The 23,625-nt window shown below is 37.5% G+C and carries 18 protein-coding genes and 1 riboswitch; of the genes, 8 read left to right on the plus strand and 10 right to left on the minus strand.

Translation table 11 applies throughout. From position 1 onward, the window contains the following. Positions 1 to 50 precede the first annotated feature (50 nt). A complete protein-coding gene (locus HMPREF3031_RS12150; protein WP_037556254.1) occupies positions 51 to 800 on the plus strand; it encodes a cyclase family protein in 750 nt (249 codons plus the stop codon). A gap of 594 nt (positions 801 to 1,394) precedes the next feature. Here HMPREF3031_RS12150 and HMPREF3031_RS12155 read toward each other — a convergent pair. From HMPREF3031_RS12155 to rpmH, 9 genes are all read right to left on the minus strand, one after another. Next, positions 1,395 to 2,555, minus strand: a complete 1,161-nt coding sequence (locus HMPREF3031_RS12155) for an aminotransferase class I/II-fold pyridoxal phosphate-dependent enzyme (RefSeq protein WP_002480304.1) — start codon at positions 2,553 to 2,555, stop codon at positions 1,395 to 1,397. An 82-nt stretch (positions 2,556 to 2,637) separates the two neighbouring features. Beyond that, a riboswitch (SAM riboswitch) is annotated at positions 2,638 to 2,749 on the minus strand. Between the two features lie 97 nt (positions 2,750 to 2,846). Further along, on the minus strand, positions 2,847 to 3,755 hold the full coding sequence (locus HMPREF3031_RS12160; RefSeq protein ID WP_002480303.1) for a hypothetical protein: 909 nt from the start codon (positions 3,753 to 3,755) through the stop codon (positions 2,847 to 2,849). A 238-nt stretch (positions 3,756 to 3,993) separates the two neighbouring features. Next, positions 3,994 to 4,989, minus strand: a complete 996-nt coding sequence (locus HMPREF3031_RS12165; protein ID WP_002480302.1) for a hypothetical protein — start codon at positions 4,987 to 4,989, stop codon at positions 3,994 to 3,996. Positions 4,990 to 5,112: 123 nt separating this feature from the next. Continuing rightward, on the minus strand, positions 5,113 to 5,955 hold the full coding sequence (gene noc / locus HMPREF3031_RS12170; RefSeq protein WP_002480301.1) for a nucleoid occlusion protein: 843 nt from the start codon (positions 5,953 to 5,955) through the stop codon (positions 5,113 to 5,115). 46 nt (positions 5,956 to 6,001) lie between these two features. Beyond that, positions 6,002 to 6,724 carry a 16S rRNA (guanine(527)-N(7))-methyltransferase RsmG gene (gene rsmG, locus HMPREF3031_RS12175; RefSeq protein ID WP_002480300.1) on the minus strand — a complete coding sequence of 241 codons (723 nt, stop codon included), beginning with the start codon at positions 6,722 to 6,724 and terminating at the stop codon, positions 6,002 to 6,004. Continuing rightward, positions 6,725 to 8,599: a tRNA uridine-5-carboxymethylaminomethyl(34) synthesis enzyme MnmG gene (gene mnmG / locus HMPREF3031_RS12180; RefSeq protein WP_002480299.1), complete on the minus strand. Its 1,875-nt coding sequence runs from the start codon at positions 8,597 to 8,599 to the stop codon at positions 6,725 to 6,727. It abuts the gene before it with no gap. Between the two features lie 15 nt (positions 8,600 to 8,614). Further along, a complete protein-coding gene (gene mnmE, locus HMPREF3031_RS12185; RefSeq protein WP_096754688.1) occupies positions 8,615 to 9,994 on the minus strand; it encodes a tRNA uridine-5-carboxymethylaminomethyl(34) synthesis GTPase MnmE in 1,380 nt (459 codons plus the stop codon). 133 nt (positions 9,995 to 10,127) lie between these two features. Continuing rightward, positions 10,128 to 10,481: a ribonuclease P protein component gene (gene rnpA, locus HMPREF3031_RS12190; protein WP_023014874.1), complete on the minus strand. Its 354-nt coding sequence runs from the start codon at positions 10,479 to 10,481 to the stop codon at positions 10,128 to 10,130. Between the two features lie 142 nt (positions 10,482 to 10,623). Then, positions 10,624 to 10,761, minus strand: coding sequence for a 50S ribosomal protein L34 (gene rpmH / locus HMPREF3031_RS12195; RefSeq protein WP_000240855.1), 138 nt, complete (start codon positions 10,759 to 10,761; stop codon positions 10,624 to 10,626). A 644-nt stretch (positions 10,762 to 11,405) separates the two neighbouring features. On the opposite strand from rpmH, the gene dnaA reads away from it, so the two are divergent. The 6 genes from dnaA to gyrA all read left to right on the plus strand — a co-directional run bounded on the left by dnaA (position 11,406) and on the right by gyrA (position 20,538). Next, on the plus strand, positions 11,406 to 12,770 hold the full coding sequence (dnaA, locus tag HMPREF3031_RS12200) for a chromosomal replication initiator protein DnaA (RefSeq protein WP_070724993.1): 1,365 nt from the start codon (positions 11,406 to 11,408) through the stop codon (positions 12,768 to 12,770). Between the two features lie 257 nt (positions 12,771 to 13,027). After that, positions 13,028 to 14,164 (plus strand): DNA polymerase III subunit beta, encoded by a 1,137-nt coding sequence (dnaN, locus tag HMPREF3031_RS12205; RefSeq protein ID WP_002480295.1) that lies wholly within the window; start codon positions 13,028 to 13,030, stop codon positions 14,162 to 14,164. Positions 14,165 to 14,532: 368 nt separating this feature from the next. Beyond that, a complete protein-coding gene (gene yaaA / locus HMPREF3031_RS12210; RefSeq protein WP_199790672.1) occupies positions 14,533 to 14,742 on the plus strand; it encodes a S4 domain-containing protein YaaA in 210 nt (69 codons plus the stop codon). Then, positions 14,739 to 15,851: a DNA replication/repair protein RecF gene (gene recF, locus HMPREF3031_RS12215; RefSeq protein WP_002480293.1), complete on the plus strand. Its 1,113-nt coding sequence runs from the start codon at positions 14,739 to 14,741 to the stop codon at positions 15,849 to 15,851. Before yaaA ends, recF begins: the two co-directional genes overlap by 4 nt. Positions 15,852 to 15,863: 12 nt before the next feature. Next, the gene (gene gyrB / locus HMPREF3031_RS12220; protein ID WP_031262353.1) at positions 15,864 to 17,792 is read left to right on the plus strand and encodes a DNA topoisomerase (ATP-hydrolyzing) subunit B; all 1,929 of its coding nucleotides are present in this window, start codon (positions 15,864 to 15,866) and stop codon (positions 17,790 to 17,792) included. A 61-nt stretch (positions 17,793 to 17,853) separates the two neighbouring features. Continuing rightward, positions 17,854 to 20,538 (plus strand): DNA gyrase subunit A, encoded by a 2,685-nt coding sequence (gene gyrA / locus HMPREF3031_RS12225; RefSeq protein WP_002480291.1) that lies wholly within the window; start codon positions 17,854 to 17,856, stop codon positions 20,536 to 20,538. A gap of 85 nt (positions 20,539 to 20,623) precedes the next feature. On the opposite strand, the gene HMPREF3031_RS12230 is transcribed toward gyrA, so the two are convergent. Continuing rightward, positions 20,624 to 21,448: an NAD(P)H-hydrate dehydratase gene (locus HMPREF3031_RS12230; protein ID WP_023014869.1), complete on the minus strand. Its 825-nt coding sequence runs from the start codon at positions 21,446 to 21,448 to the stop codon at positions 20,624 to 20,626. Between the two features lie 435 nt (positions 21,449 to 21,883). Here HMPREF3031_RS12230 and hutH point away from each other — a divergent pair, with 435 nt between their 5' ends. Next, positions 21,884 to 23,398, plus strand: a complete 1,515-nt coding sequence (gene hutH, locus HMPREF3031_RS12235) for a histidine ammonia-lyase (RefSeq protein ID WP_002480289.1) — start codon at positions 21,884 to 21,886, stop codon at positions 23,396 to 23,398. Positions 23,399 to 23,625: the final 227 nt, after the last annotated feature.

Below are 23,625 nucleotides of genomic sequence, written 5' to 3' on the forward strand. Positions count from 1 at the left end.
GTAAATACACTTATATCAGCCCTACAATTTTAAGCAGTCATGAGGTGTTTATAATGAGTTATCCTTTATGGGATCAGCTGAAAAGTCTAAAAGAAAGTGAATGGGTCGATTTAACCCATACCTTTGACACAGACAGCCCACATTTCAGCGCATTAGAAGCTGCATATATTGATACAATCAGTACCGTTGCAGAAGATGGTTATTTTGTACAAAGATGGAGTATTGCCACACAATATGGCACACATATCGATGCCCCCATCCACTTTGTCGAAAACAGAAGATATTTACATGAATTAGATTTGAAAGAATTAGTGTTACCGCTTATCGTACTTGATTACTCTAAAGAAGTTGCGGAAAACCCCGATTTCCGTTTAACTCGCGATCATTTACTTGAGTGGGAAGCACAACATGGCCGAATCGAACCTGATACGTTCGTCGCATTCCGCAGTGATTGGTCACACCGTTGGCCGAATGTGGAGCAATTTGAGAATAAAGATGCTGAAGGTAACCCTCACGCACCCGGATGGTCACTCGATGCATTACAATTCTTACTTGAAGAACGCGGTGTACGTTCAGTCGGTCATGAAACATTCGATACAGACGCTTCAGTCGATGTCGCAAAACACGGCGACTTAATCGGTGAACGTTATGTACTCGGACAAGACACGTACCAAATTGAGCTCCTAACGAATTTAGACCGCCTCCCAGAACGAGGCGCAGTGATTTATACAATATGTCCAAAACCAGCAGATGCGCCAGGATTCCCGGTCCGCGCATTTGCGATTAAGCCAAACGCATAATCATGGACCCGCGATCATCCATGACATGCAGCCATTATTAAATCTTAAAAAACGAAACTCCTTTAAAAGTTATGAATAAATACAATAAAAGTTGGCTACATTGCCCTGGGTCCACAGGAATTGGGGCAATGAATCGCCACTGTTCTTAACCCGATAAGAACAATTCTTTTCATAAACGTTACTATTTTGAACCCGATACAAAATAGTAAGTAAATTCCGATTACCCACTCTCCCGATAATGGGTAATCACTATACTCCTTTTTACTACTTATAAAAAAGCACTGAATATAAAGTACATGTCCCACCACCCCGTGAACAAAAAACTTTATATTCAGTGCTTCATTTTTGTTTAAAAAGATAATAAATAATAGCCGATTGTGTTAGAGCACAACCGACTATCTCATAAGCCTAGGTAGAATATGGCTTAGACCATACGCCTAACATTTTTACACTCAGCTACTTTCCAGAGTTCCTGAGTGTTTTTATTACAGTAATATCATAATACCTTTTGAAACTTCTTACAATCAATAATATACGTATAAACGTCTCTATAACAACGTTATGAGGGATTTTATTCACTACTTAAATAAAAGATTATTCTTTGTACATCGCACTAAGTGATTTCAACCGCTTCGCTGCTTCATCTAATTGCTCATCCTCTAACGCAAGTGATACACGAACATAATGACGTCCATTTTCACCAAATGGAATACCTGGCGCCACTAAAATAGATTGATCTTGAAGTAAGAATTCCACAAATTGTTCTCCGTCATATCCTTTTGGTGCTTCCAACCATAAGAAGATGCCACCTGTCATCGGTTCATAAGGGATGTTTCCTTCATCTAAAATCGCAGTGAAACGATCGCGACGTGCTTTAAAGACTTCACTTTGTTTATCTAAGAAATAATCATAGTTGTTAAGCGCAAATGTCGCCGCATCTTGAAGCGCACCAAACATACCCGCATGGTGATGTGTATGATATTTCTTCAAAGCTTGAATCATATCTTTGTTGCCGACTGCGAAACCGACACGATAGCCAGACATATTATAGCCTTTAGAAAGTGAATACACCTCGATTGCGACTTCTTTGCCTCCAGCTGTCTGTAAAATACTCGGATTTTTATGGTCAAAACCGAACGCTGCATAGGCAAAATCATGTACAATTTTCGTTTGTGTACCTCTGAACTTTTGAACAACATCATCAAAGACATCTTGTGTAACAGTTGATCCAGTTGGGTTATTTGGATACGTTAAATAAATCAATTTAGTCTGACTTAAGACTTCCTTCGGTACTTTATCAAAGTCAGGTTGATAATATGGCGGTTCTAATTCTAACGCATAAGGTTTCGCATCTGCGAACAACACCCCTGCTAGGTAATCTGTATAACCTGGGTCTGGCAATAAGACATAATCTTCAGGGTTAACGATACAGTTCGGCAAACCGACTAATCCATTCTTTGTGCCATATAAAATACAGACTTCATCATCTTTATCTAACTCAACATTATATTGTCGTTTATAGAAATCAACAATTGCTTGTTTAAAGCTTTCTTTACCATGAAACGCACCGTATTTTTGGTTTTCAGGCACACGTAATGCGTTCGCAAATTCATCGACAATTCCTTTAGGCGTTTCCCCATCTGGGATGCCTACTGCCATATTGATGAGAGGAAGCGGACCATGTTCTATCTTTCTCCCCATTGTTTTTCCGAAATAACTATCTGGTATCTTCGCTAATCTTCTTGAAATCACCATTTAAGTTCCCCCTTTGTTTGATGCGCCTATTAAAAAAGCTATATATCACCTATAAGCGACATATAGCTTTCTATGTATATGGCACCTATCTTTCAAGTTATACTTGTTGGATGTAGCACAGTCAGATTCAATGGTTGAATCTTCTGTTGCTGAAGCGTCATCGGGCCAATTCCCTCTACTTCTCTAGATAAGTTTTAATGACTTCTATTGTACTAAAAATTCTGACATTTATCAATTTAAGTTGAAATGAAAAACTCTACAGCTCAATAAAAGCCGTAGAGTCAATATTCTTTATTCAGGTTGACCTTTGGAATCAAATTTCTCAACTGATCCATCAGTATGCACAATATATGAACCTGCTAAATCACCCGATTTATCCACAAATGAGAAGCCCCAGCTTCCATCACTCTTTTGTTCAGGTTCTTTATACGTATACGTGCTTGTATCTAGTTTGTGGCCTTCATATGCTTCTACTTTATCAATCACATTTGCACGTGTGACTTTACCTTCAGAAGAAGATGAGTGACTTTCAGAGCTAGAATTACTATTACTTTCTTGTGCTGCTGATTGTGCATCTTGATTTGTGATTCGGATTAAATTTGCTACTTGTTTAAAGTTCGGTTCATCTTTGTATTGTTTATATAGATCTTTAAGATTATAAACTGCTCCCATGTTTGCTAACTGTTGATATGGATTGATACCTTGTGTCCCTGATACCAGCACTTGTGTATCACTCACACCAATAACTGCCGCAAATGGACCTTTAGAGTTAGTTGTGCCATAAATCACCATATTTTGAGGTTTATTAGTTACGATTTCAGAACTACCTGTATAAAGTGTTAATTGTTGAATTTCTCGTTGTCGCGAACCGCCATTCGTGTTTTGGACATAGCTGTGGTTTAATAATTCATTTGCTGTCACTGTAAATTCAGCTGATTTAGGTGCGTATAACGCCAAAGCGACCTTTTCTTGTGGTGTCAGTTGGCTGACAGCTTGTTCTGTCGTTTGTTTATGAGTATGTGATTTTTCATGTTTTGTTGTTTGTTCATGCTGTGTATTTTCTTTTTTCTCTGCTTTTTGATGATTTGTTTTTTCTTTTTCTTCGTGTTTTTGCGTATCTTCTTGTTTTTCATTTGAGCCGCAACCTGCCAATAATATTGAAAGTGCTGCAGCGGTAGTCAATACATGTTTAAATTTCATAGATAGCTTGCTCCTCTTTGTATATTTGAATATATAATTTCATTATATAGAAGAAACGGGACACATATTGTCCTAAATTAAAAGAAAGTGATCGAGTTAAGTATGATTATTTATTACTCTTTCAAAAGACACTCTGACAATTTTAATTTAAAAGTTTAAATAAAGAGGATTTTTTACCATAAGTAGCCGACCCTACCAAATACAAAAGTTCTGCAGTATTATACTGCAGAACCAAGTACTACTCTGGTGGCGTACCAAAGTTATCTAGTTTTTCTACTTTTCCATCTTTATCAACTGAATAATTATACTGTGTATGTGTTTCTAAATTTCTAAAATTAACAGTCCATGTATGATCCAATGTGTAATCATCAACGAAATGTCTTTTAGGAGGCCCATTAAATTCATATTTTCGTGGATCTAGTTTATGTCCTATATATTCTTCTACCTTGTGTATTGCAACTTGACTATTCATGTTACCATCTGGTGTATATACATCACCAGGACTTAACTTTCTTCTTTGTTTATTATTTGAAGTAGCATTATCTGTTTCTTTAGAAGAAGATGCATTATCACTCTCTGGATTCCTCACTGATTCGCTTACTTTAACCAAACTTACGACCTTTTTAAAGTTTGGATTATGACCATATTGTTTGTATAAATCTTCTAAGTTATAGATATGAGTTCCACGTTCTTTTAAAATTTCATCATAAGTCTTAGGACTTTGACTACCTGCAATAATAATCTGGTTTCCTGTAAAACCAAATAGCTCAGCAAAGTTTTGCTTAGTTTCTTCAGGTTCATAAAATTTTACGTTTTGTGGCACATCTGTAATTCTTTCAGGTAACATTTTATTTAAATGATACTCTTGAATAGATTGTTTTGTTGCCTTATCGCCTAACATCTTACCAAGATCTACACCATGCGTATATCTTATATATGAATGATTCAATAACTCATCAGCTGATATCATATAGTTTGTTTTTTCTTGTGGTAAAAACATTGCTAAAGCTATTTTCTCATTAATTGTTAATTGGCTGACTGTCTTCTCTATTTGTTGCGCATCTTTGTTTGCTTCATTTTCTTTTTTGGAAGTTGATTTGTGTTCACTTTTTTTATTATCCGTTTTACTTTTTGCTTCTTGCTTTGCAGAATCATTTTGTTTTTCATTGTGACTGCATCCAGCTAATAAAAGGGTTAAAACTACTGCTGAAGTAAATAAATGCTGTAATTTCATAGATGTCTTAATTCTCCTTCACTTTCAATATCTCATCCTTTTCTATTATATACAAAAAGCTATTAGTTGTTCACTTTTTATTTAAGAAAATAAAAAAACCACTCGCAACGAGGCGAATGGTTGTTAACGTTTATATACTCTGATTTTAATTTCTAAATAATCATCGTGGTCGCGTTCTTTTTGTTCGACACGGATTCCACTTTGTTCGATAGTTTCAAAGCTGTTTTGTAGAGTTTCGCGTGCTTTCGTCAAATCTTTGGCGAATTGAAGCGGCACAGCTTTAACTTTTTCAGGTCCTACTTTGGCTTTGACTCTCGCTTCTGTTTGTTTCACGTTCAAGTGTTGATCAATAATAATTTGGACCATTTCTTCTTGTTTTTCGTGAGATAAACTTAACAAAGCACGTGCGTGACGTTCTGTAATCTTGCCTTCTGAAAGTTTCGTAAGCACTTTAGGAGCAAGTTTCAGTAAACGCAGTTTGTTTGCGATAAAGCTTTGGCTTTTACCGACACTTTGTGCTAATTCACTTTGTGTTGTGTCTCCAAGCTCTAACAGTTTCTGATAGGCTTCTGCTTCTTCAACTGCTGATAAATTCTCACGTTGAATATTTTCTATTAAAGCGACGACTGCTGTTTCTTCATCCGTCATATCACGAATAATCACATCTGCATAAGCCATATGAATACTGCTCATAGCTCTGAAGCGACGTTCCCCAGCTATGATTTCATACATTCCTTCTTCAATCGGTCGTACCACAATCGGTTGTAGCAATCCATGTTCTTGAATGGATTCCGCAAGTTCATTAATCTTACTTTGATCAAAGACTTGTCTTGGTTGATAGCGGTTCGGCACAATCTTTTCAATTTGAATTGATTCAACATGATTATTGCGTTCATCTTCAGTAGCGCCTGTCATTTCTTCATCTTTATTTGTTAAACCGAATAGTTTAGAAAAAGGCTTTTTCATTCCGCAATCTCTCCCTCTAAATATAATTATATACTAATATTTATTTTTATTTTAGTAAAGGAGATTTGTTAGGTGTTCCGGCTTTTCTCGGATACTTTTTAGGGGTTTTACTACGCTTTTCAATGATGATAATTTGACGCTCACCTGCATCTTCAGGCAATTCAAAAGTTTCGACCGCTTCAACTCTGCCGCCGAAGACCCCAATCGCAAAGCGTGCTTCTTCTAACTCTTCTTCACCTTTAGAAGATTTCATCGCTACGAAATGACCGCCTGTTTTCACTAACGGCAAGCATAACTCACTTAACACTGTCAGACGTGCAACTGCACGTGCTGTCACAATGTCATAAGACTCCCGGTTGTCTCCACGGGTATTCCCAAAGTTCTCTGCACGTTCATGTACAAAGCTGACACCTTGTAACCCTAAAGCATCGGCAAGATGATTTAGGAATTGGATACGTTTATTCAACGAATCTACAATTGTCACTTTCAGCTGTGGAAAGACAATTTTTAATGGGATACTTGGGAACCCAGCACCAGCACCTACATCACAGATACTGAGTTCTTTTGTCATATCCACATAAAATGCGGCTGTAATTGAATCATAGAAGTGTTTCAAATATACTTCTGATTCATCTGTAATGCTTGTTAAGTTCATTTTTTCATTCCACTCTACAAGCATTTCATAATAAGTTTGAAACTGTTGTTTTTGTTGGTCGTTCAATGTAATGCCGTGTGTTTCTAGCTTGTCAGCCAACCATTCAACACTCATTTATTTCACCCTTTCAAGCTTACCTTGTTCTAGATAAATCAGTAAAATTGAAATATCAGCAGGGTTAACGCCTGAAATACGTGATGCTTGTGCAATGTTTAATGGTTTAACTTCTGCTAATTTTTCACGTGCTTCACTTGCTAAGCTGTCAATTTTACTATAGTCCAAGTCGTGTGGAATTTTCTTCTGTTCCATACGTTTTACTTTTTCTACTTGTTGTAATGATTTATTGATATAACCTTCATATTTCGTTTGAATTTCAACTTGTTCTTCAACGTCAGCTGGAATTTGATGTTCTTCTTCTAAGATATCAAGGATTGCTTGGTAATCCATTTCTGGACGACGTAGTAATTCAATCGCTAAGATACCGTCTTTTAATGGAGAACCGTTACGTGATTTAATCACAGATTGTGTGTGTTCATTCGGTTTAATACGAATGTTAGATAAACGATCAATTTCAGCTTGGATTTGATCACGTTTTTCATTGAAACGCGCGTAACGTTCTTCTGAAATCAAACCTAATTCATGACCTAAGTCAGTCAAACGTAGGTCTGCATTATCGTGACGTAACAATAAACGATATTCTGCACGTGATGTTAATAGACGGTAAGGTTCATTCGTACCTTTTGTAATCAAGTCATCAATTAAGACACCGATATAAGCATCAGAACGGCTTAATACTTTTTCGCCTGTGCCTAATACACGTCCTGCCGCATTAATACCCGCCATTAAACCTTGGCCAGCCGCTTCTTCATAACCTGAAGTTCCGTTAATTTGACCTGCAGTGTATAAGTTTTTGATTTTCTTAGTTTCAAGTGTCGGCCATAATTGTGTCGGTACTAATGCATCATATTCAATCGCATAACCCGCACGCATCATATCTGCTTTTTCTAAGCCAGGAATCGTTTGAAGCATTTCACGTTGTACATGTTCTGGCAAGCTTGTTGAAAGACCTTGAACATATACTTCGTTCGTGTCACGACCTTCTGGTTCTAAGAATAATTGGTGACGTGGTTTATCATGGAAACGCACGTATTTATCTTCAATAGATGGACAGTAACGTGGGCCTTTACCTTTAATCATACCTGAGTACATCGCTGACAGATGTAAGTTGTCATCGATCACTTGGTGTGTCTTATCATTTGTATAAGTTAACCAGCATGGTAATTGATCTAAGATATATTCAGTTGTATCGAAACTGAATGCACGTCCTACATCGTCACCTGGTTGAATTTCTGTTTTATCATAATCAATCGTTTTTGAGTTTACACGTGGCGGTGTACCTGTTTTGAAACGTACGACTTCAAAACCAAGTTCACGTAAGTTATCCGCTAGTGTAATAGATGGTAATTGGTGGTTAGGGCCACTTGAATATTTCAAGTTACCTAAAATAATTTCACCGCGTAAGAATGTACCTGTTGTGACGATAACGGCTTTTGAACGGTATTCTGTACCAATATTCGTACGCACACCTTTAATTTCGTCATCTTCAATAATTAATTCATCTACCATTCCTTGCATGATATGCAAGTTTTCTTCATCTTCTAATACACGCTTCATTTCACGTTGGTATAAAGCTTTATCTGCTTGTGCACGTAATGCACGTACTGCAGGTCCTTTACCTGTATTCAACATACGCATTTGAATATGCGTTCTATCGATTGTTTTAGCCATTTGACCGCCGAGTGCGTCGATTTCACGAACAACAATCCCTTTAGCTGGTCCCCCTACTGATGGGTTACATGGCATAAAACCAACGTTATCTAAATTAATTGTCAGCATCAATGTGTTGGCGCCGCGTCGTGCAGAAGCAAGTCCTGCTTCAATACCGGCATGCCCAGCACCGATGACAATTACATCATAATCCAAAGCCATACTTTGTCCTCCTTTTTATTTTCCGAGACAGAACTGACTGAATAACTGGTCAATCAATTCGTCGCTTGCAGAAGCACCGATAATCTCTCCTAAAATCTCCCAAGTTCTAGTTAAATCAATTTGAACCATATCCATAGGAATACCAGCTTCTGCTGCATCTATTGCATCTTGTATCGAGTGACGTGCTTGTTTCAGCAATGAAATATGTCTTGAGTTTGAAACGTAAGTCATATCTTGGTTTTGAACTTCACCGCCGAAGAACAAGTCACGAATTTGTTCTTCTAATTGATCAATGCCTTCTTGTTTTAACATAGATGTTTCAATGACTGGCATATCTCCGACCATATCACGAACTTCATCTAAATCAAGATGTTGTTCTAAATCTGTTTTATTCACAATCACAATCGCATCTTCATTCTTGATGACTTCATATAATTTAACATCTTCTTCTGTTAATGCTTCATTGTAGTTTAAGACAAATAAGATTAAATCTGCTTCACTTAAAGCTTTGCGTGAACGTTCCACACCGATTTTTTCTACAATGTCCTCAGTCTCACGGATGCCTGCTGTGTCGACGAGACGAAGTGGTACACCACGCACATTGACGTATTCTTCCAAGACATCCCGCGTAGTACCCGCAACTTCTGTCACAATCGCTTTATTATCTTGAATTAAGTTATTCAACATAGAAGACTTACCGACGTTAGGCTTACCGACTATAACTGTCGAAAGTCCTTCTCTCATGATTTTACCCTGTGTACCTGTTGCTAAAAGACGATCGATTTCTGATTTGATTTCTTCTGATTTCTCTAATAAGAATTCAGTTGTCGCATCTTCTACATCGTCATATTCTGGGTAATCAATATTCACTTCAACCTGTGCTAGGATTTCTAAAATAGATTGACGTTGACGCTTGATCATATCACTTAAACGTCCTTCAATCTGATTCATCGCAACTTTAGACGCTCGGTCTGTCTTAGAACGAATAAAATCCATGACTGCTTCAGCTTGAGATAAGTCAATACGGCCATTTAAGAATGCACGTTTTGTATACTCCCCAGGTTCAGCCATTCTAGCACCAGCCGTCATTGTAAGTTCTAATACACGATTAATCGTTAAGATTCCGCCGTGACAGTTAATTTCTACGATATCTTCTCTTGTAAATGTTTTTGGTGCACGCAGCACGGATACCATTACTTCTTCTACTACTTCATTCGTATCAGGATCGACAATATGTCCATAATTAATTGTATGCGAATCTACTTCAGCTAATGGTTTCTTTCCTTTATAGAGTTTATCAGTGATTTCGATTGCACGACTTCCTGATAAACGGACAATACCAATCGCACCCTCTCCCATCGGAGTAGAAATACTGGTAATTGTATCTAAATCCAACATGCTGCTTCGCCTCCTCTACTTAAATTTCTAACTCTATAATTGTAATGACTTTTATTGTAAATTGCCACATATGTGTTCGAATTCTATGGAGGTTAGACTTACGTTTGTCTGATATAAGACTTCGGTTAGTCTACTTTATTCTCTTATTGAATAGTTTTGCAATTTTAAGTACATGCTCTAAACTTTTTTGAATTTCCAGTACAGTCATATCTTTTGCAGGTTGTCTTGCAATAACAATAATCTTTTTCGCAATCATATCTTCTTTATGTACTTTAAAGTTTTCTCTGATTGCTCTTTTAATACGATTGCGTGTCACTGCATTGCCGAGTTTTTTAGAAACACTGATTCCTAATTGAAAATGAGTCAAATTTTTATCTGGCATGACATAAACGACAAATTGGCGATTTGCGAATGACTTTCCTCTTCTATAAATCGTTTGAAAATCGCTATTTCTTTTAATGCGATATGCTTTTTCCACTTCCATCACTCACTTATTTTTCTATTCTTGCTGCTCCCCTACCCTATCATTAAGTTCTAGTGTAAAGAATCAGAACTGTATTTTCCAACCCGTGTATCTTTTTTACCTGCATGAAAGCAAAAAAAAGACCACTGATAGGTCAGTGATCTTATGCTGATAAAACTTTACGGCCTTTGCGACGACGACGCGCTAATACTTTACGGCCATTTTTAGTGCTCATGCGTTTTCTGAAACCATGAACTTTACTGTGTTTACGTTTATTTGGTTGATAAGTACGTTTTACCATGTAAAAACACCTCCATATCGAATCTATCTTCATTTATAGTCGCTTTCTCATCTTAACAATGTGATGAGAGTCTTGGAAAAGATCTGCATCTACAGCCTCATCTAATATAACCGAGATATTACAGCCTTCTACCAAGTATCACCGAAGTATTTCTACGGTGTCTGCGAAAGGTTAAGCATCTATATCAAAAGGCTTACCTTACTTAGTTCAATTATCAATATCTTAGTCATAATTCAAGCAACTACTAAAATATAACAAATTCAACCTTATAAAGCAAGTACATTTTAAGTGAGATATATTCAAAAAGTTATCCACTTATTCACAGATGAACAGTGACATTCTGTGGATAATTATGTTACTATACACAGACGTTTGCACATAAAAACCACATATCCACAAGAGTTTGACAGGTAGATTTGTTAATAAGTATAATTGTGTGGATAAGTCTTGTAAGGTTTGATAAACAAACGGTTTACAACTTACAATTATCAACATTTTTTCTGTGTATAAAGCAAAATTAAATAAAGTTATCCACCGATTGTGATTAACTTGTGGATAATTATTAACAGCCTGTGTGGAAAGTTATCCACGGGGTGTGATTTTGTGTATAAGTCAAAAAAATTTTAAAGAAAGATGGAGTTTATATGTCAAAAGAAGAAATTTGGGAAAAAGTTCTTGAATTAGCTAAAAGCGAATTGGCAGAAGTCAGTTACTCAACTTGGTTTGAGCCTCCAAAAACAAAGCTGATCGACATCGAAGATTCTGAAGCGATTATTTTAGTCGAAGATAACTTCATTCAAAATTTTCTAAAGAAGCAATACATGGATATTGTAGAAAATTTATTCGAAAAAGCGATTGGAACGCCGCTTAAACCTCGATTTGTCATTCAAAGCGATTTAACAGCTGATAAAAAACTTAAAGACGATCAAAAAGACAAGCAACCAGAAAAAGAAACGGAAACTCCTGGTTTCCTAAGCAGCAGCGAAGATCAATTTAACGCACACAACACATTCGAAACTTTTGTTATCGGACCTGGGAACCGCTTCCCTCATGCTGCAAGTCTTGCAGTCGCGGAAGCACCCGCAAAAGCTTACAACCCACTCTTCATCTACGGAGGCGTAGGTTTAGGCAAAACTCACTTGATGCATGCTATCGGTCATTATGTTCTACAAAATAATAAAGATGCGAAAGTTATCTACACATCAAGTGAAAAATTCACGAATGAATTTATTAAATCTATTCGTGATAACGAAACGGAACAATTCCGTGAAAAATACAGAAACATTGATGTTCTATTGATTGATGATATTCAATTCATTCAAAACAAAGAACAAACACAAGAAGAATTCTTCCATACTTTCAATGACTTACACCAAGCAGAAAAACAAATTGTGATTTCAAGTGACCGACCACCAAAGGAAATTTCGAAATTAGAAGATCGCCTGCGTTCACGCTTCGAATGGGGCTTGATCGTTGATATCACACCGCCAGATTATGAAACAAGAATGGCTATTCTGCAGAAAAAATTAGAGGAAGAAGATGTGGATATTCCATTAGAATCTTTAACCTATATCGCAAATCAAATTCAGTCGAACATTCGTGAATTAGAAGGTGCATTAACACGTGTCATCGCCTATTCAAGATTACAAGGTGAACCAATTACGACTGAACTGACTGCTGAAGCACTAAAAGATATTATTCAAACACCGAAATCTAAGAAAATCACAATTCAAAATATTCAAAAAGTAGTCGGTCAATATTACAATGTGCGCCAAGAAGATTTCATTGCGAAAAAACGTACGAAATCCATTGCCTATCCGCGTCAAATCGCGATGTATCTATCACGCGAACTTACAGATTTCTCCCTTCCTAAAATCGGAGAAGAGTTCGGGGGACGTGATCATACAACTGTGATTCATGCTCATAGAACAATTCGGGTAGATATGGAAAAAGATCCGATTTTCAAACAAGAAGTTGAAAATTTGGAGAAAGAAATTCGAAATCAGTAAACATTTAAATAATTTTACTAGCAATTCGGGTAAAAATAAGTGAGAAATCGGAGCTGTTATAATACAGTGGACTAAATCGTCATTGTGGACAATGTGTAAAAGTTGTACACACCATACACAGTTTATCCACATGTGTATAACTTTGTGTGACAAGGTTTTAACTCGGTTATCCACTTATCCACAGCCCCTACTACTATTACTACGGTTTTAAAACCTATATAATTAAGTTATAAACGACTGGAAGGAGTTTAAAATTTATGATGGAATTCACGATTAAAAGAGACTATTTCATAAATCAATTAAATGACACATTAAAAGCCATTTCACCAAGAACAACATTGCCGATCTTAACGGGTATCAAAATCGATGCAAAAGAAGAAGGCATTATTTTAACAGGTTCAGATTCTGAGATTTCAATTGAAATTTCAATACCTAAAGAAGTTGACGGAGAAGAGATTGTAACGATTGCTGAAACAGGATCCGTTGTACTTCCTGGTCGTTTCTTTGTAGATATTATTAAAAAATTACCAGGCAAAGATGTGAAGTTATCAACAAATGAGCAATTCCAAACATTGATTACTTCAGGTCATTCAGAGTTCAACTTGAGCGGCTTAGACCCAGATCAATATCCATTATTACCTCAAGTTTCTCAAGATGACGCAATTCAATTACCAATTAAAGTACTTAAAAACGTGATTGCACAAACAAACTTCGCAGTGTCCACCTCAGAAACACGGCCAGTTTTAACTGGTGTGAACTGGTTGATTCAAGATAATGAATTAATATGCACTGCAACAGACTCACACCGTTTAGCAGTTCGTAAACTTAAACTAGAAGACGAAGACATTGATAATAAAAATGTCATCATTCCAGGTAAAGCTTTAGCTGAACTTAATAAAATTGTCACTGATTCAGAAGATGACATTAATATCTTCTTCGCATCTAACCAAGTGTTATTTAAAGTCGGCAACATCAATTTCATTTCAAGATTGCTTGAAGGACATTATCCAGATACATCTCGTTTGTTCCCAGAGAACTACGAAACAAAAATTGAAATGAGCAACAGTGATTTCTATCACGCGATTGATCGTGCCTCATTACTTGCACGTGAAGGTGGCAATAACGTAATCAAATTAAGCACTGGCAATCAAGAAGTTGAACTTTCTTCTACATCACCAGAAATCGGTACGGTAAACGAAGATGTTGATGCAAACAGTGTTGAAGGAAGCAGCTTGAAAATCTCATTCAACTCTAAGTACATGATGGACGCTTTAAAAGCAATCGATAATGACGAAGTAGAAGTTGAATTCTTCGGTACGATGAAACCATTCACATTAAAACCAAAAGATGACGATTCAGTTGTGCAATTAATCTTGCCGATCAGAACATACTAATCTCAAAAACAAAAGGTGACATTCACTTTAAAAAACGGAAATCCTCTTTGCAGGGTTTCCGTTTTTTTATGGCAGATTCAAAATAACAACGTGAAATTCATTTTAAAGTGTCTCAGATGTCGCTGAATGCATTTTAAAATTATTTAGGATAAAAATATCGATGCGCTTAAAATGTTCAATGTCACCTTTTAAAATGCGAAAAATGAGTGTTAAAGAAGCTGAAAAATTCAAAATCTGAGATTAACGTGAAAAAATGATGAGAAAACGCTAGATTTCAACCGCTCAAACATGAAATTTATTACGAAAAAAGGTATAATATATTAATGACCTTATAAAGAAATGGAGTGAGTGTGTTGACTGAAAAAATCATGGTTGAAGGTGACATTACTTTAGGACAATTCCTGAAAACTGAAGGCATTATTGAATCAGGTGGACAGGCAAAATGGTTTTTAAAAGATTTCGAAGTTTTCTTAAACGGTGAGCGTGAAACACGTCGTGGTAAAAAACTCGAAGATGGCGATCAAATTGAAATACCTGAAGTGGGTTCTTTTGTAATTGCTCATCAAGGTGACCAATGAAATTAAATGCACTCCAACTTGAAAATTATCGCAATTATGAAGAAGTCGCATTGGATTGCCATCCAGATGTGAATATTTTGATTGGTGAAAATGCGCAAGGCAAAACTAATTTATTAGAATCCATTTACACACTTGCATTAGCGAAAAGCCATCGAACTTCAAATGATAAAGAGCTCATACGCTTTGGGGCTGAGTATGCTAAAATAGAAGGTGAGCTGAGTTATCGACATGGGAAGATGCCATTGACCATGTTTATAACTAAAAAAGGCAAAAAGGTTAAAGTAAATCATTTAGAACAACATCGTCTGACACAATATATCGGACACTTGAATGTTGTTCTTTTTGCCCCAGAGGACCTGAATATTGTCAAAGGATCACCGCAAGTCAGACGCCGCTTTATTGATATGGAGCTAGGTCAGATGTCTGCGGTTTACCTGAATGATTTGTCTCAATATCAACGGATTTTGAAACAAAAGAACAATTACTTAAAACAGCTTCAGATTAAGCAGAAAACAGACCGCACAATGCTTGAGGTATTAAATCAGCAGTTTGCGGAGTATGCGCTTAAAGTCACTTTGAAGCGTGCGCACTTTATCGAGGAATTAGAAGTGCTTGCACAACCGATTCATGCCAGCATTACAGATAACAGAGAAAGCTTAGAGGTTAAATATCGTCCGAGCTTGAAGTTGTCTGATACTGAGGATGAAGCGGCTTTGTTTGAAGAAGTGCAGCAATTGATGGCTGACAATATGGACAGAGAAATAGAACGCGGCGTGGCCCTTTATGGTCCGCACCGTGATGATTTAGGTTTTAACGTTAATGGGATGGATGCTCAGACTTATGGCTCACAAGGTCAACAGCGGACATCTGCATTATCAATTAAGCTGGCTGAGATTGAACTGATTAACAAAGAAGTCGGCGAATACCCTATCTTATTGCTTGATGATGTGCTGAGTGAATTAGATGACTCTCGTCAGACTCACCTGCTGAGTACAATTCAAGATAAGGTGCAGACATTTGTGACTACAACGTCTGTAGAAGGTATTGATCATGAAATTATGAAACATGCAAAACTTTACCGAATCAATCAAGGTGAAATTATCAAGTGATAGAAAGTGAAGGTGGAAGCATTGTCAGATGTGAACAACACGGAAGATTATGGTGCTGGACAAATACAGGTATTAGAAGGACTTGAAGCCGTTCGTAAACGTCCAGGTATGTATATCGGATCGACTTCAGAAAGAGGTCTGCACCATCTTGTATGGGAAATTGTAGATAATAGTATTGACGAAGCATTGGCTGGCTATGCTGATACAATCGAAGTCATTATCGAGAAAGATAACTGGATTCGTGTAACAGATAACGGCCGTGGTATTCCAGTTGATATTCAAGAAAAAATGGGCCGTCCAGCAGTTGAGGTTATCTTAACTGTATTGCATGCCGGCGGTAAATTCGGCGGTGGCGGATACAAAGTATCAGGCGGTCTGCATGGTGTAGGATCTTCAGTTGTTAACGCACTTTCTGAAACATTAGAAGTGTTTGTACACCGTAATAATAAAATTTATAACCAAGCGTATAAACGCGGGGTTCCTCAATATGATTTAAAAGTGGTTGGCGAAACAGAACATACAGGAACTGAAATCCGCTTTAAAGCTGACCCTGAAATCTTTACTGAAACAACAACGTATCAGTATGAATTGCTTCAAAAACGTATTCGTGAGTTGGCTTTCTTAAACAAAGGCATTCAGCTTACTTTACGTGATGAACGCGGTGAAGAAGTAAAAGAAGACTCATATCACTATGAAGGCGGTATTAAATCTTACGTTGAGTTGATCAACGAGAATAAAGAGCCTTTATTTGATGAGCCAGTTTACTTACATGACCGTAAAGATGACGTGGAAGTAGAAATTGCATTGCAATACAACAGCGGTTTCTCAACAAACTTATTATCTTATGCGAACAATATCCATACTTACGAAGGCGGTACACATGAAGACGGCTTTAAACGTGCGTTAACACGTGTATTGAACAGTTATGGTATTCAACAAGGCATTATGAAAGATGATAAAGAGCGTTTATCTGGTGAAGATACACGTGAAGGTTTAACAGCGGTTGTCTCAATTAAGCACAGCAACCCTCAATTCGAAGGACAAACAAAAACGAAACTCGGCAACTCTGAAGTTCGTCAAATCGTAGACAGACTCTTCACAGAGGATATGGAGCGTTTCTTGTTAGAACATCCACAAGTTGCTCGTATTATTGTCGAAAAAGGTATGATGGCTTCTCGTGCACGTATCGCAGCTAAAAAAGCACGTGAAGTAACTCGTAGAAAATCAGCATTAGAAGTTTCAAGCTTACCAGGTAAATTAGCTGACTGTTCAAGTAAAAACCCTGAAGAGAGTGAAATCTTCATCGTCGAAGGTGACTCTGCCGGGGGGTCTACAAAACTTGGTCGTGATTCAAGAACACAAGCGATTTTACCGCTACGTGGTAAGATCTTGAACGTTGAAAAATCACGTTTAGACAGAATCTTAAATAATAATGAAATCCGTTCTATGATTACTGCATTCGGTACCGGTATCGGAGAAGAATTCGATATTTCGAAAGCACGTTATCACAAAATCGTCATCATGACAGATGCCGATGTGGATGGTGCGCATATCAGAACACTGTTATTGACATTCTTCTATCGCTTCATGCGTCCGTTGATTGAAGCGGGTTATGTATACATTGCACAACCGCCTTTATTCAAATTGACACAAGGTAAACAGAAATACTATGTCTTTAACGAACGTGAATTAGAGAAATTGAAATCTGAATTGAAACCGACACCGAAATGGTCTATTGCCCGTTATAAAGGTTTAGGTGAAATGGATGCAGATCAATTATGGGAAACAACAATGAATCCAGAGCATCGTTCAATGTTACAAGTGACATTAGAAGATGCGATTGAAGCGGATTTAACTTTCGAAATGTTAATGGGCGATGTTGTAGAAAACCGTCGTCAATTCATCGAAGAAAATGCGGTTTACGCGAACTTGGATTTCTAATTTTGGAAGCTATGAATCAGCGAAACAGCTACGGAATTAATAACTTAAGGAGGCAATCTTGATGGCTGAATATCCTGAATCAAGAATAATTGAACGAAATATTAGTAACGAGATGCGTGAATCGTTCTTAGACTATGCGATGAGTGTTATCGTATCTCGTGCTTTGCCAGACGTCAGAGATGGTTTGAAACCGGTACATCGTCGTATTTTGTACGGGTTGAACGAACAAGGGATGACGCCTGATAAACCGTATAAGAAATCCGCACGTATCGTAGGTGACGTAATGGGTAAATACCACCCTCACGGTGACTCATCTATCTATGAAGCCATGGTACGTATGGCTCAGGATTTCAGCTATCGTTATCCTCTTGTAGACGGCCAAGGTAACTTCGGTTCCATGGATGGCGATGGTGCAGCTGCAATGCGTTATACAGAAGCACGTATGACAAAACTTGCGACTGAATTATTAAGAGATATCAATAAAGACACAATCAACTTTATCGATAACTATGATGGTACGGAAAGAGAGCCGGAAGTCTTACCGGCACGTTTCCCTAACCTCTTAGTGAACGGTGCTGCAGGGATTGCAGTAGGTATGGCGACGAATATTCCACCTCACAACATGACAGAAGTCATCAATGGTGTATTAAGTTTAAGTCATAATCCTGATATCACAATCGCAGAATTGATGGAAGACATTACTGGACCGGACTTCCCGACTGCTGGTTTAATTTTAGGTAAGAGCGGTATCCGTCGTGCTTATGAAACAGGACGTGGATCTATTCAAATGCGTGCACGTGCTGAAATTGAAGAACGCGGCGGCGGTCGTCAACGTATCGTTGTGACTGAAATTCCGTTCCAAGTCAACAAAGCGCGTATGATTGAGAAAATCGCAGAATTAGTACGTGACAAGAAAATCGATGGTATTACAGACTTACGTGATGAAACAAGTTTACGTACTGGCGTACGTGTCGTAATCGATGTCCGTAAAGATGCGAATGCGAGTGTTATTTTAAATAACTTATACAAACAAACACCACTTCAAACTTCATTCGGTGTGAACATGATTGCCTTAATCAATGGCAGACCGAAATTAATTAATTTAAAAGAAGCATTAGTCGAATACTTAGAACATCAAAAAGTAGTCGTGCGTAGACGTACGGAATACAACTTGAAAAAAGCTGAAGACCGTGCACATATCTTAGAAGGTTTACGTATTGCGTTAGATCATATTGATGAAATCATCACAACAATCCGTGAATCTGATACAGATAAAGTAGCAATGGAACGTTTACAAGAACGCTTCAAATTATCTGAGCGTCAAGCACAAGCTATCTTAGATATGCGTTTAAGACGTTTAACAGGTTTAGAAAGAGATAAAATTGAATCTGAATATAACGACTTGATTGCGTACATTGAAGAATTAAGAGCGATTCTTGCTGACGAAGAAAAATTATTACAACTTGTTCGTGACGAATTAATCGAAGTCCGAGAACGATATGGTGATGAACGTCGTACTGAAATTCAACTTGGCGGTTTAGACCATATTGAAGATGAAGACTTAATTCCAGAAGAACAAATTGTAATCACATTAAGTCATAATAACTACATCAAACGTTTACCTGTTTCTACGTACCGTGCACAAAATCGTGGCGGTCGCGGTGTGCAAGGTATGAATACATTAGAAGAAGACTTCGTGAGTCAAATTGTCACATTGAGTACCCACGACCATGTATTGTTCTTTACGAACCAAGGACGTGTCTACAAACTTAAAGGGTACGAGGTGCCGGAACTCTCACGTCAGTCTAAAGGTATTCCAGTTATCAACGCAATTGAGCTTGAAAATGATGAAGTCATCAGTACGATGATTGCGGTGAAAGATTTAGAGAAAGAAGATGCCTTCTTAATCTTCGCAACGAAACACGGTATCGTGAAACGTTCATCTCTAAGCAACTTCTCACACATCAATAGAAACGGTAAGATTGCGATCAACTTCAGAGATGAAGATGAACTCGTAGCAGTACGTCTTACAGATGGCTCAAAAGATGTCTTACTTGGTACATCACGTGCATCACTTATCCGCTTCAAAGAATCGCTCTTACGTCCACTTGGCCGAACAGCTGCCGGCGTAAAAGGTATCACTTTACGTGAAGGTGATGAAGTCATCGGACTCGCAGTCGCAAATGGCGATAGTGAAGATGAAGTATTAGTAGTCACTGAAAATGGTTACGGTAAACGTACACCACTTGAAGAATACCGTGTGTCTAACCGTGGCGGTAAAGGTATCAAAACAGCTACGATTACTGAGAAAAATGGTGATATCGTCTGCATCACAACAGTAACAGGCGAAGAGGACTTAATGATTGTCACAAACCATGGTGTCATTATACGTATCGATGTCGGCGACATTTCACAAAACGGACGTTCAGCACAAGGGGTAAGATTAATCCGCTTGAGTGATGAACAATTTGTTTCTACGGTTGCGAAAGTTCAAGAAGAACCAGAAGATGAATTAGAAGGTACTTCTGAAGATGAAACAGAACCAGGTGAAAATGGTCCAACACCAACAATCAATGAACAAGTCGTCGAATCAGAAGATGATGACCGTACAATTCATACAGAAGAATTAGATGAAACTGTAGAAGAAGACGGTGAACGCACTGAATTAAGACAAGACTTCATGGATCGCGTGAACGAAGATATTGAAAACGCAGATTCAGAAGATGAAGATAACGAAGAAGAATAATTTAAGTGAATAGATAAAATAAAAGCTTTCTGCAAAACCACTAGGTTAAGCAGAAAGCTTTTTTATTACTCTTAATAGATTAAGTTTAATTTTCTTTTTCTTCTAAACGCTTCATCGCATATGGGATTTCTGCGATTAAGTTTGATGGCGGAACAACGTACATTTCTTTAGATAAGTGTTCGCCAATATAACTATGCACATATGTCGCAGTTTTAACCGCGTAATCAAAGTCGTCAAACTGACCGATAAAACTTGTGATAATACCTGATAATGTATCACCCATACCGCCAGTAGCCATAGCTGGTGTACCAATCTCTAATTTGTACGTGTTATCTTTTAAATAGATTTCTGTACCATGTTGTTTTAAGACAACTGCAGAGTGTATTTGATCTACAGCTTCACGGTTACGTTCATAAGTTTGTTCCTCAATTGGAATGCCGCTTAATCTTTCCCATTCCATTTGGTGTGGTGTGAACACAACATTTTGACACTTAGGTACTTCTACTTTTAATTTACTCATAATTGTAATCGCATCACCATCAATAATCAGGTTCTGATGCGGTTGGATATTTTGAAGCAAGAATGTCATCGCATTATTGCCTTTAAAGTCTAAACCAAGTCCAGGGCCGATTAAAATACTGTCTGATGTTTCAATGAGTTTCGTTAACATCTTCGTATCATTAATGTCCACAACCATCGCTTCAGGACAGCGTGAGTGTAATGCTGCATGATTCGTCGGATGTGTCGCAACTGTAATCAAACCGCTTCCGCTATACACACATGCACGTGCAGCCATAATAATTGCGCCGCCTAAATTTGCGTTTCCGCCAATTAATAAGATTCTGCCGTAATCTCCTTTGTGCGTCTCATCTTTTCGTTTTGGAATCGTAACATCTGTTAAAATTTCCACCATAATCCCTCCATAACCCATTCATTTTACACTTAAGCTTCATACAATGGAGCTTTAGGTTTTCGATGTATTTGATTATTTATAAAATTTAAGCACACCCCTGTCATTGGAGTGAGCCTTTCATACCTGTAATGTTGATTGTTTCTCAATGCATTACAACATCTTATACCTATCGTTTAGGTAAGTCAACACTTTCCTTGCGAAGACTTATTGAACGTTTTGTAAAGTCTTGTGCGCGTAAGGATGAACGGGTGAAGATTACCTTTGTTTAACTCATATTGTCTGGCTGGATAGAAAACTGTTATTTAAATTTAGCGTGCTAAACTAGTGACGTATTAACACGCTACGGCTTTGGCAGAATCTATTGTCCTTCTAAAAATGTAAGCGTATACTTGGGATAATTGTATACATTTATTTTCTGAGGGGGTAATTCAATTGACACTAGAATTAAACGGAGCATCGCTCACAATTGAAGATATAAAAAAATTTTTACACCAGCAAGATAAGGTAACAATCTCATCTGATGCGATGGAACGCGTTAAACAAAGTCGTGCCATTGTAGAAGATATTATTAAAAATAAAGTAACGATTTACGGAATTACAACAGGCTTCGGCTTGTTTAGTGATGTCTTAATCGATCCACAGCAATATAATCAACTTCAAGTGAACTTGATTCGTTCACATGCTTGCGGTACAGGTGATCCGTTTTCTCATGATGTTGCACTTGTGATGATGATTTTACGTTTGAATACAATGTTGAAAGGTCATTCAGGTGTTACGACTGATTTAGTCGATCAATTAGTTTATTTTATTAATGAACGTATTATTCCAATTATTCCACAACAAGGTTCTTTAGGCGCTTCAGGTGATTTAGCACCTCTATCTCATCTTGCGTTAGCTTTAATTGGTGAAGGCAAAGTCTTTTATCAACAAGAAGAGAAAGACAGTGCTGATGTGTTACATGAATTAGGACGTGAACCTTTAGCATTATCTGCCAAAGAAGGTTTAGCATTGATTAACGGGACACAAGCAATGACAGCACAAGGTGTGATTAGTTGGATTGAAGCGGAAGCTCTAGCTTATCAATCAGAATGGATTGCCTCACTAACACATCAAGCGTTAAACGGTATTACAGATGCTTATCGACCTGAAGTTCATGATGCACGTAACTTCCCTGAACAAAGTGCAGTCGCAGATCGTATGTTGTATTGGTTAGAAGACTCTCAGTTAACAACGACACAAGGTGAAATCAGAGTTCAAGATGCGTATACGTTACGTTGTATTCCACAAGTTCATGGCGCAAGCTTTGAAACATTGAAATTTGTGAAACAACAATTAGAACGTGAAATGAATGCGGCGAATGATAATCCGTTAATCTTCCATGAAGGTGATGAAACATTAGTTATTTCAGGCGGCAACTTCCATGGTCAACCTGTTGCATATGCGTTAGACTTCTTGAAAATTGCGGTAAGTGAACTTGCGAATATCGCAGAACGTCGTTTAGAACGTTTAGTAAATCCACAATTAAATGGTGGTTTACCTGCTTTCTTAAGCCCTGAACCAGGCTTACAAAGTGGTGCGATGATTATGCAGTATGCGGCAGCGAGTTTAGTATCAGAAAATAAAACATTGGCGCATCCTGCGAGTGTGGATTCTATTCCTTCATCTGCGAACCAAGAAGATCATGTCTCTATGGGTACAATTGGTTCAAGACATGGCTATCAAATTGTGGATAATGCGCGTAGAGTGTTATCGATTGAATTAATTATTGCGCTGCAAGCGGTAGAATTAAAAGGTATTGATCAATTATCGCCACGCTCACTTGAGAAATATGAGACGTTAAGAAATATTACGCCATCCATTACAGAAGACCGTCAATTCCATCATGATATCATGCAAGTATCGCGTTATTTACAGCAAGCAGCGTATACTGATGCAGAATGCAAATAACATGAATTTTTCTTGAATTCAGAAAAATTTTATATTTGAGTTGCAATTTAAATAACTATTTGCTATAGTGAAGTTAAGTTCATAAGATATTGTTCGCAGGATAAGTAATCCTAGTTATTAATTCCAGAGAGCTTATGGTTGGTGTGAATAAGCAATTAAGACTACGTGACGAATCTACCTGCATTTGAGAGAACAACCGGTTTAACCGTTATTTTAGAGAGAGTGCA

Origin of the sequence: Staphylococcus sp. HMSC072B07 (assembly GCF_001815505.1) — a bacterium.
Lineage (GTDB): Bacteria > Bacillota > Bacilli > Staphylococcales > Staphylococcaceae > Staphylococcus > Staphylococcus simulans.

Excerpts from the sequence above, each read along its gene's own strand:
- HMPREF3031_RS12155 (WP_002480304.1), bottom strand. The coding sequence starts at position 2,555 with ATGGTGATTTCAAGAAGATTAGCGAAGATACCAGATAGTTATTTCGGA.
- HMPREF3031_RS12160 (WP_002480303.1), bottom strand. The coding sequence starts at position 3,755 with ATGAAATTTAAACATGTATTGACTACCGCTGCAGCACTTTCAATATTA.
- HMPREF3031_RS12165 (WP_002480302.1), bottom strand. The coding sequence starts at position 4,989 with ATGAAATTACAGCATTTATTTACTTCAGCAGTAGTTTTAACCCTTTTA.
- noc (WP_002480301.1), bottom strand. The coding sequence starts at position 5,955 with ATGAAAAAGCCTTTTTCTAAACTATTCGGTTTAACAAATAAAGATGAA.
- rsmG (WP_002480300.1), bottom strand. The coding sequence starts at position 6,724 with ATGAGTGTTGAATGGTTGGCTGACAAGCTAGAAACACACGGCATTACA.
- mnmG (WP_002480299.1), bottom strand. The coding sequence starts at position 8,599 with ATGGCTTTGGATTATGATGTAATTGTCATCGGTGCTGGGCATGCCGGT.
- rnpA (WP_023014874.1), bottom strand. The coding sequence starts at position 10,481 with ATGGAAGTGGAAAAAGCATATCGCATTAAAAGAAATAGCGATTTTCAA.
- rpmH (WP_000240855.1), bottom strand. The coding sequence starts at position 10,761 with ATGGTAAAACGTACTTATCAACCAAATAAACGTAAACACAGTAAAGTT.
- dnaA (WP_070724993.1), top strand. The coding sequence starts at position 11,406 with ATGTCAAAAGAAGAAATTTGGGAAAAAGTTCTTGAATTAGCTAAAAGC.
- dnaN (WP_002480295.1), top strand. The coding sequence starts at position 13,028 with ATGATGGAATTCACGATTAAAAGAGACTATTTCATAAATCAATTAAAT.
- yaaA (WP_199790672.1), top strand. The coding sequence starts at position 14,533 with ATGGTTGAAGGTGACATTACTTTAGGACAATTCCTGAAAACTGAAGGC.
- recF (WP_002480293.1), top strand. The coding sequence starts at position 14,739 with ATGAAATTAAATGCACTCCAACTTGAAAATTATCGCAATTATGAAGAA.
- gyrA (WP_002480291.1), top strand. The coding sequence starts at position 17,854 with ATGGCTGAATATCCTGAATCAAGAATAATTGAACGAAATATTAGTAAC.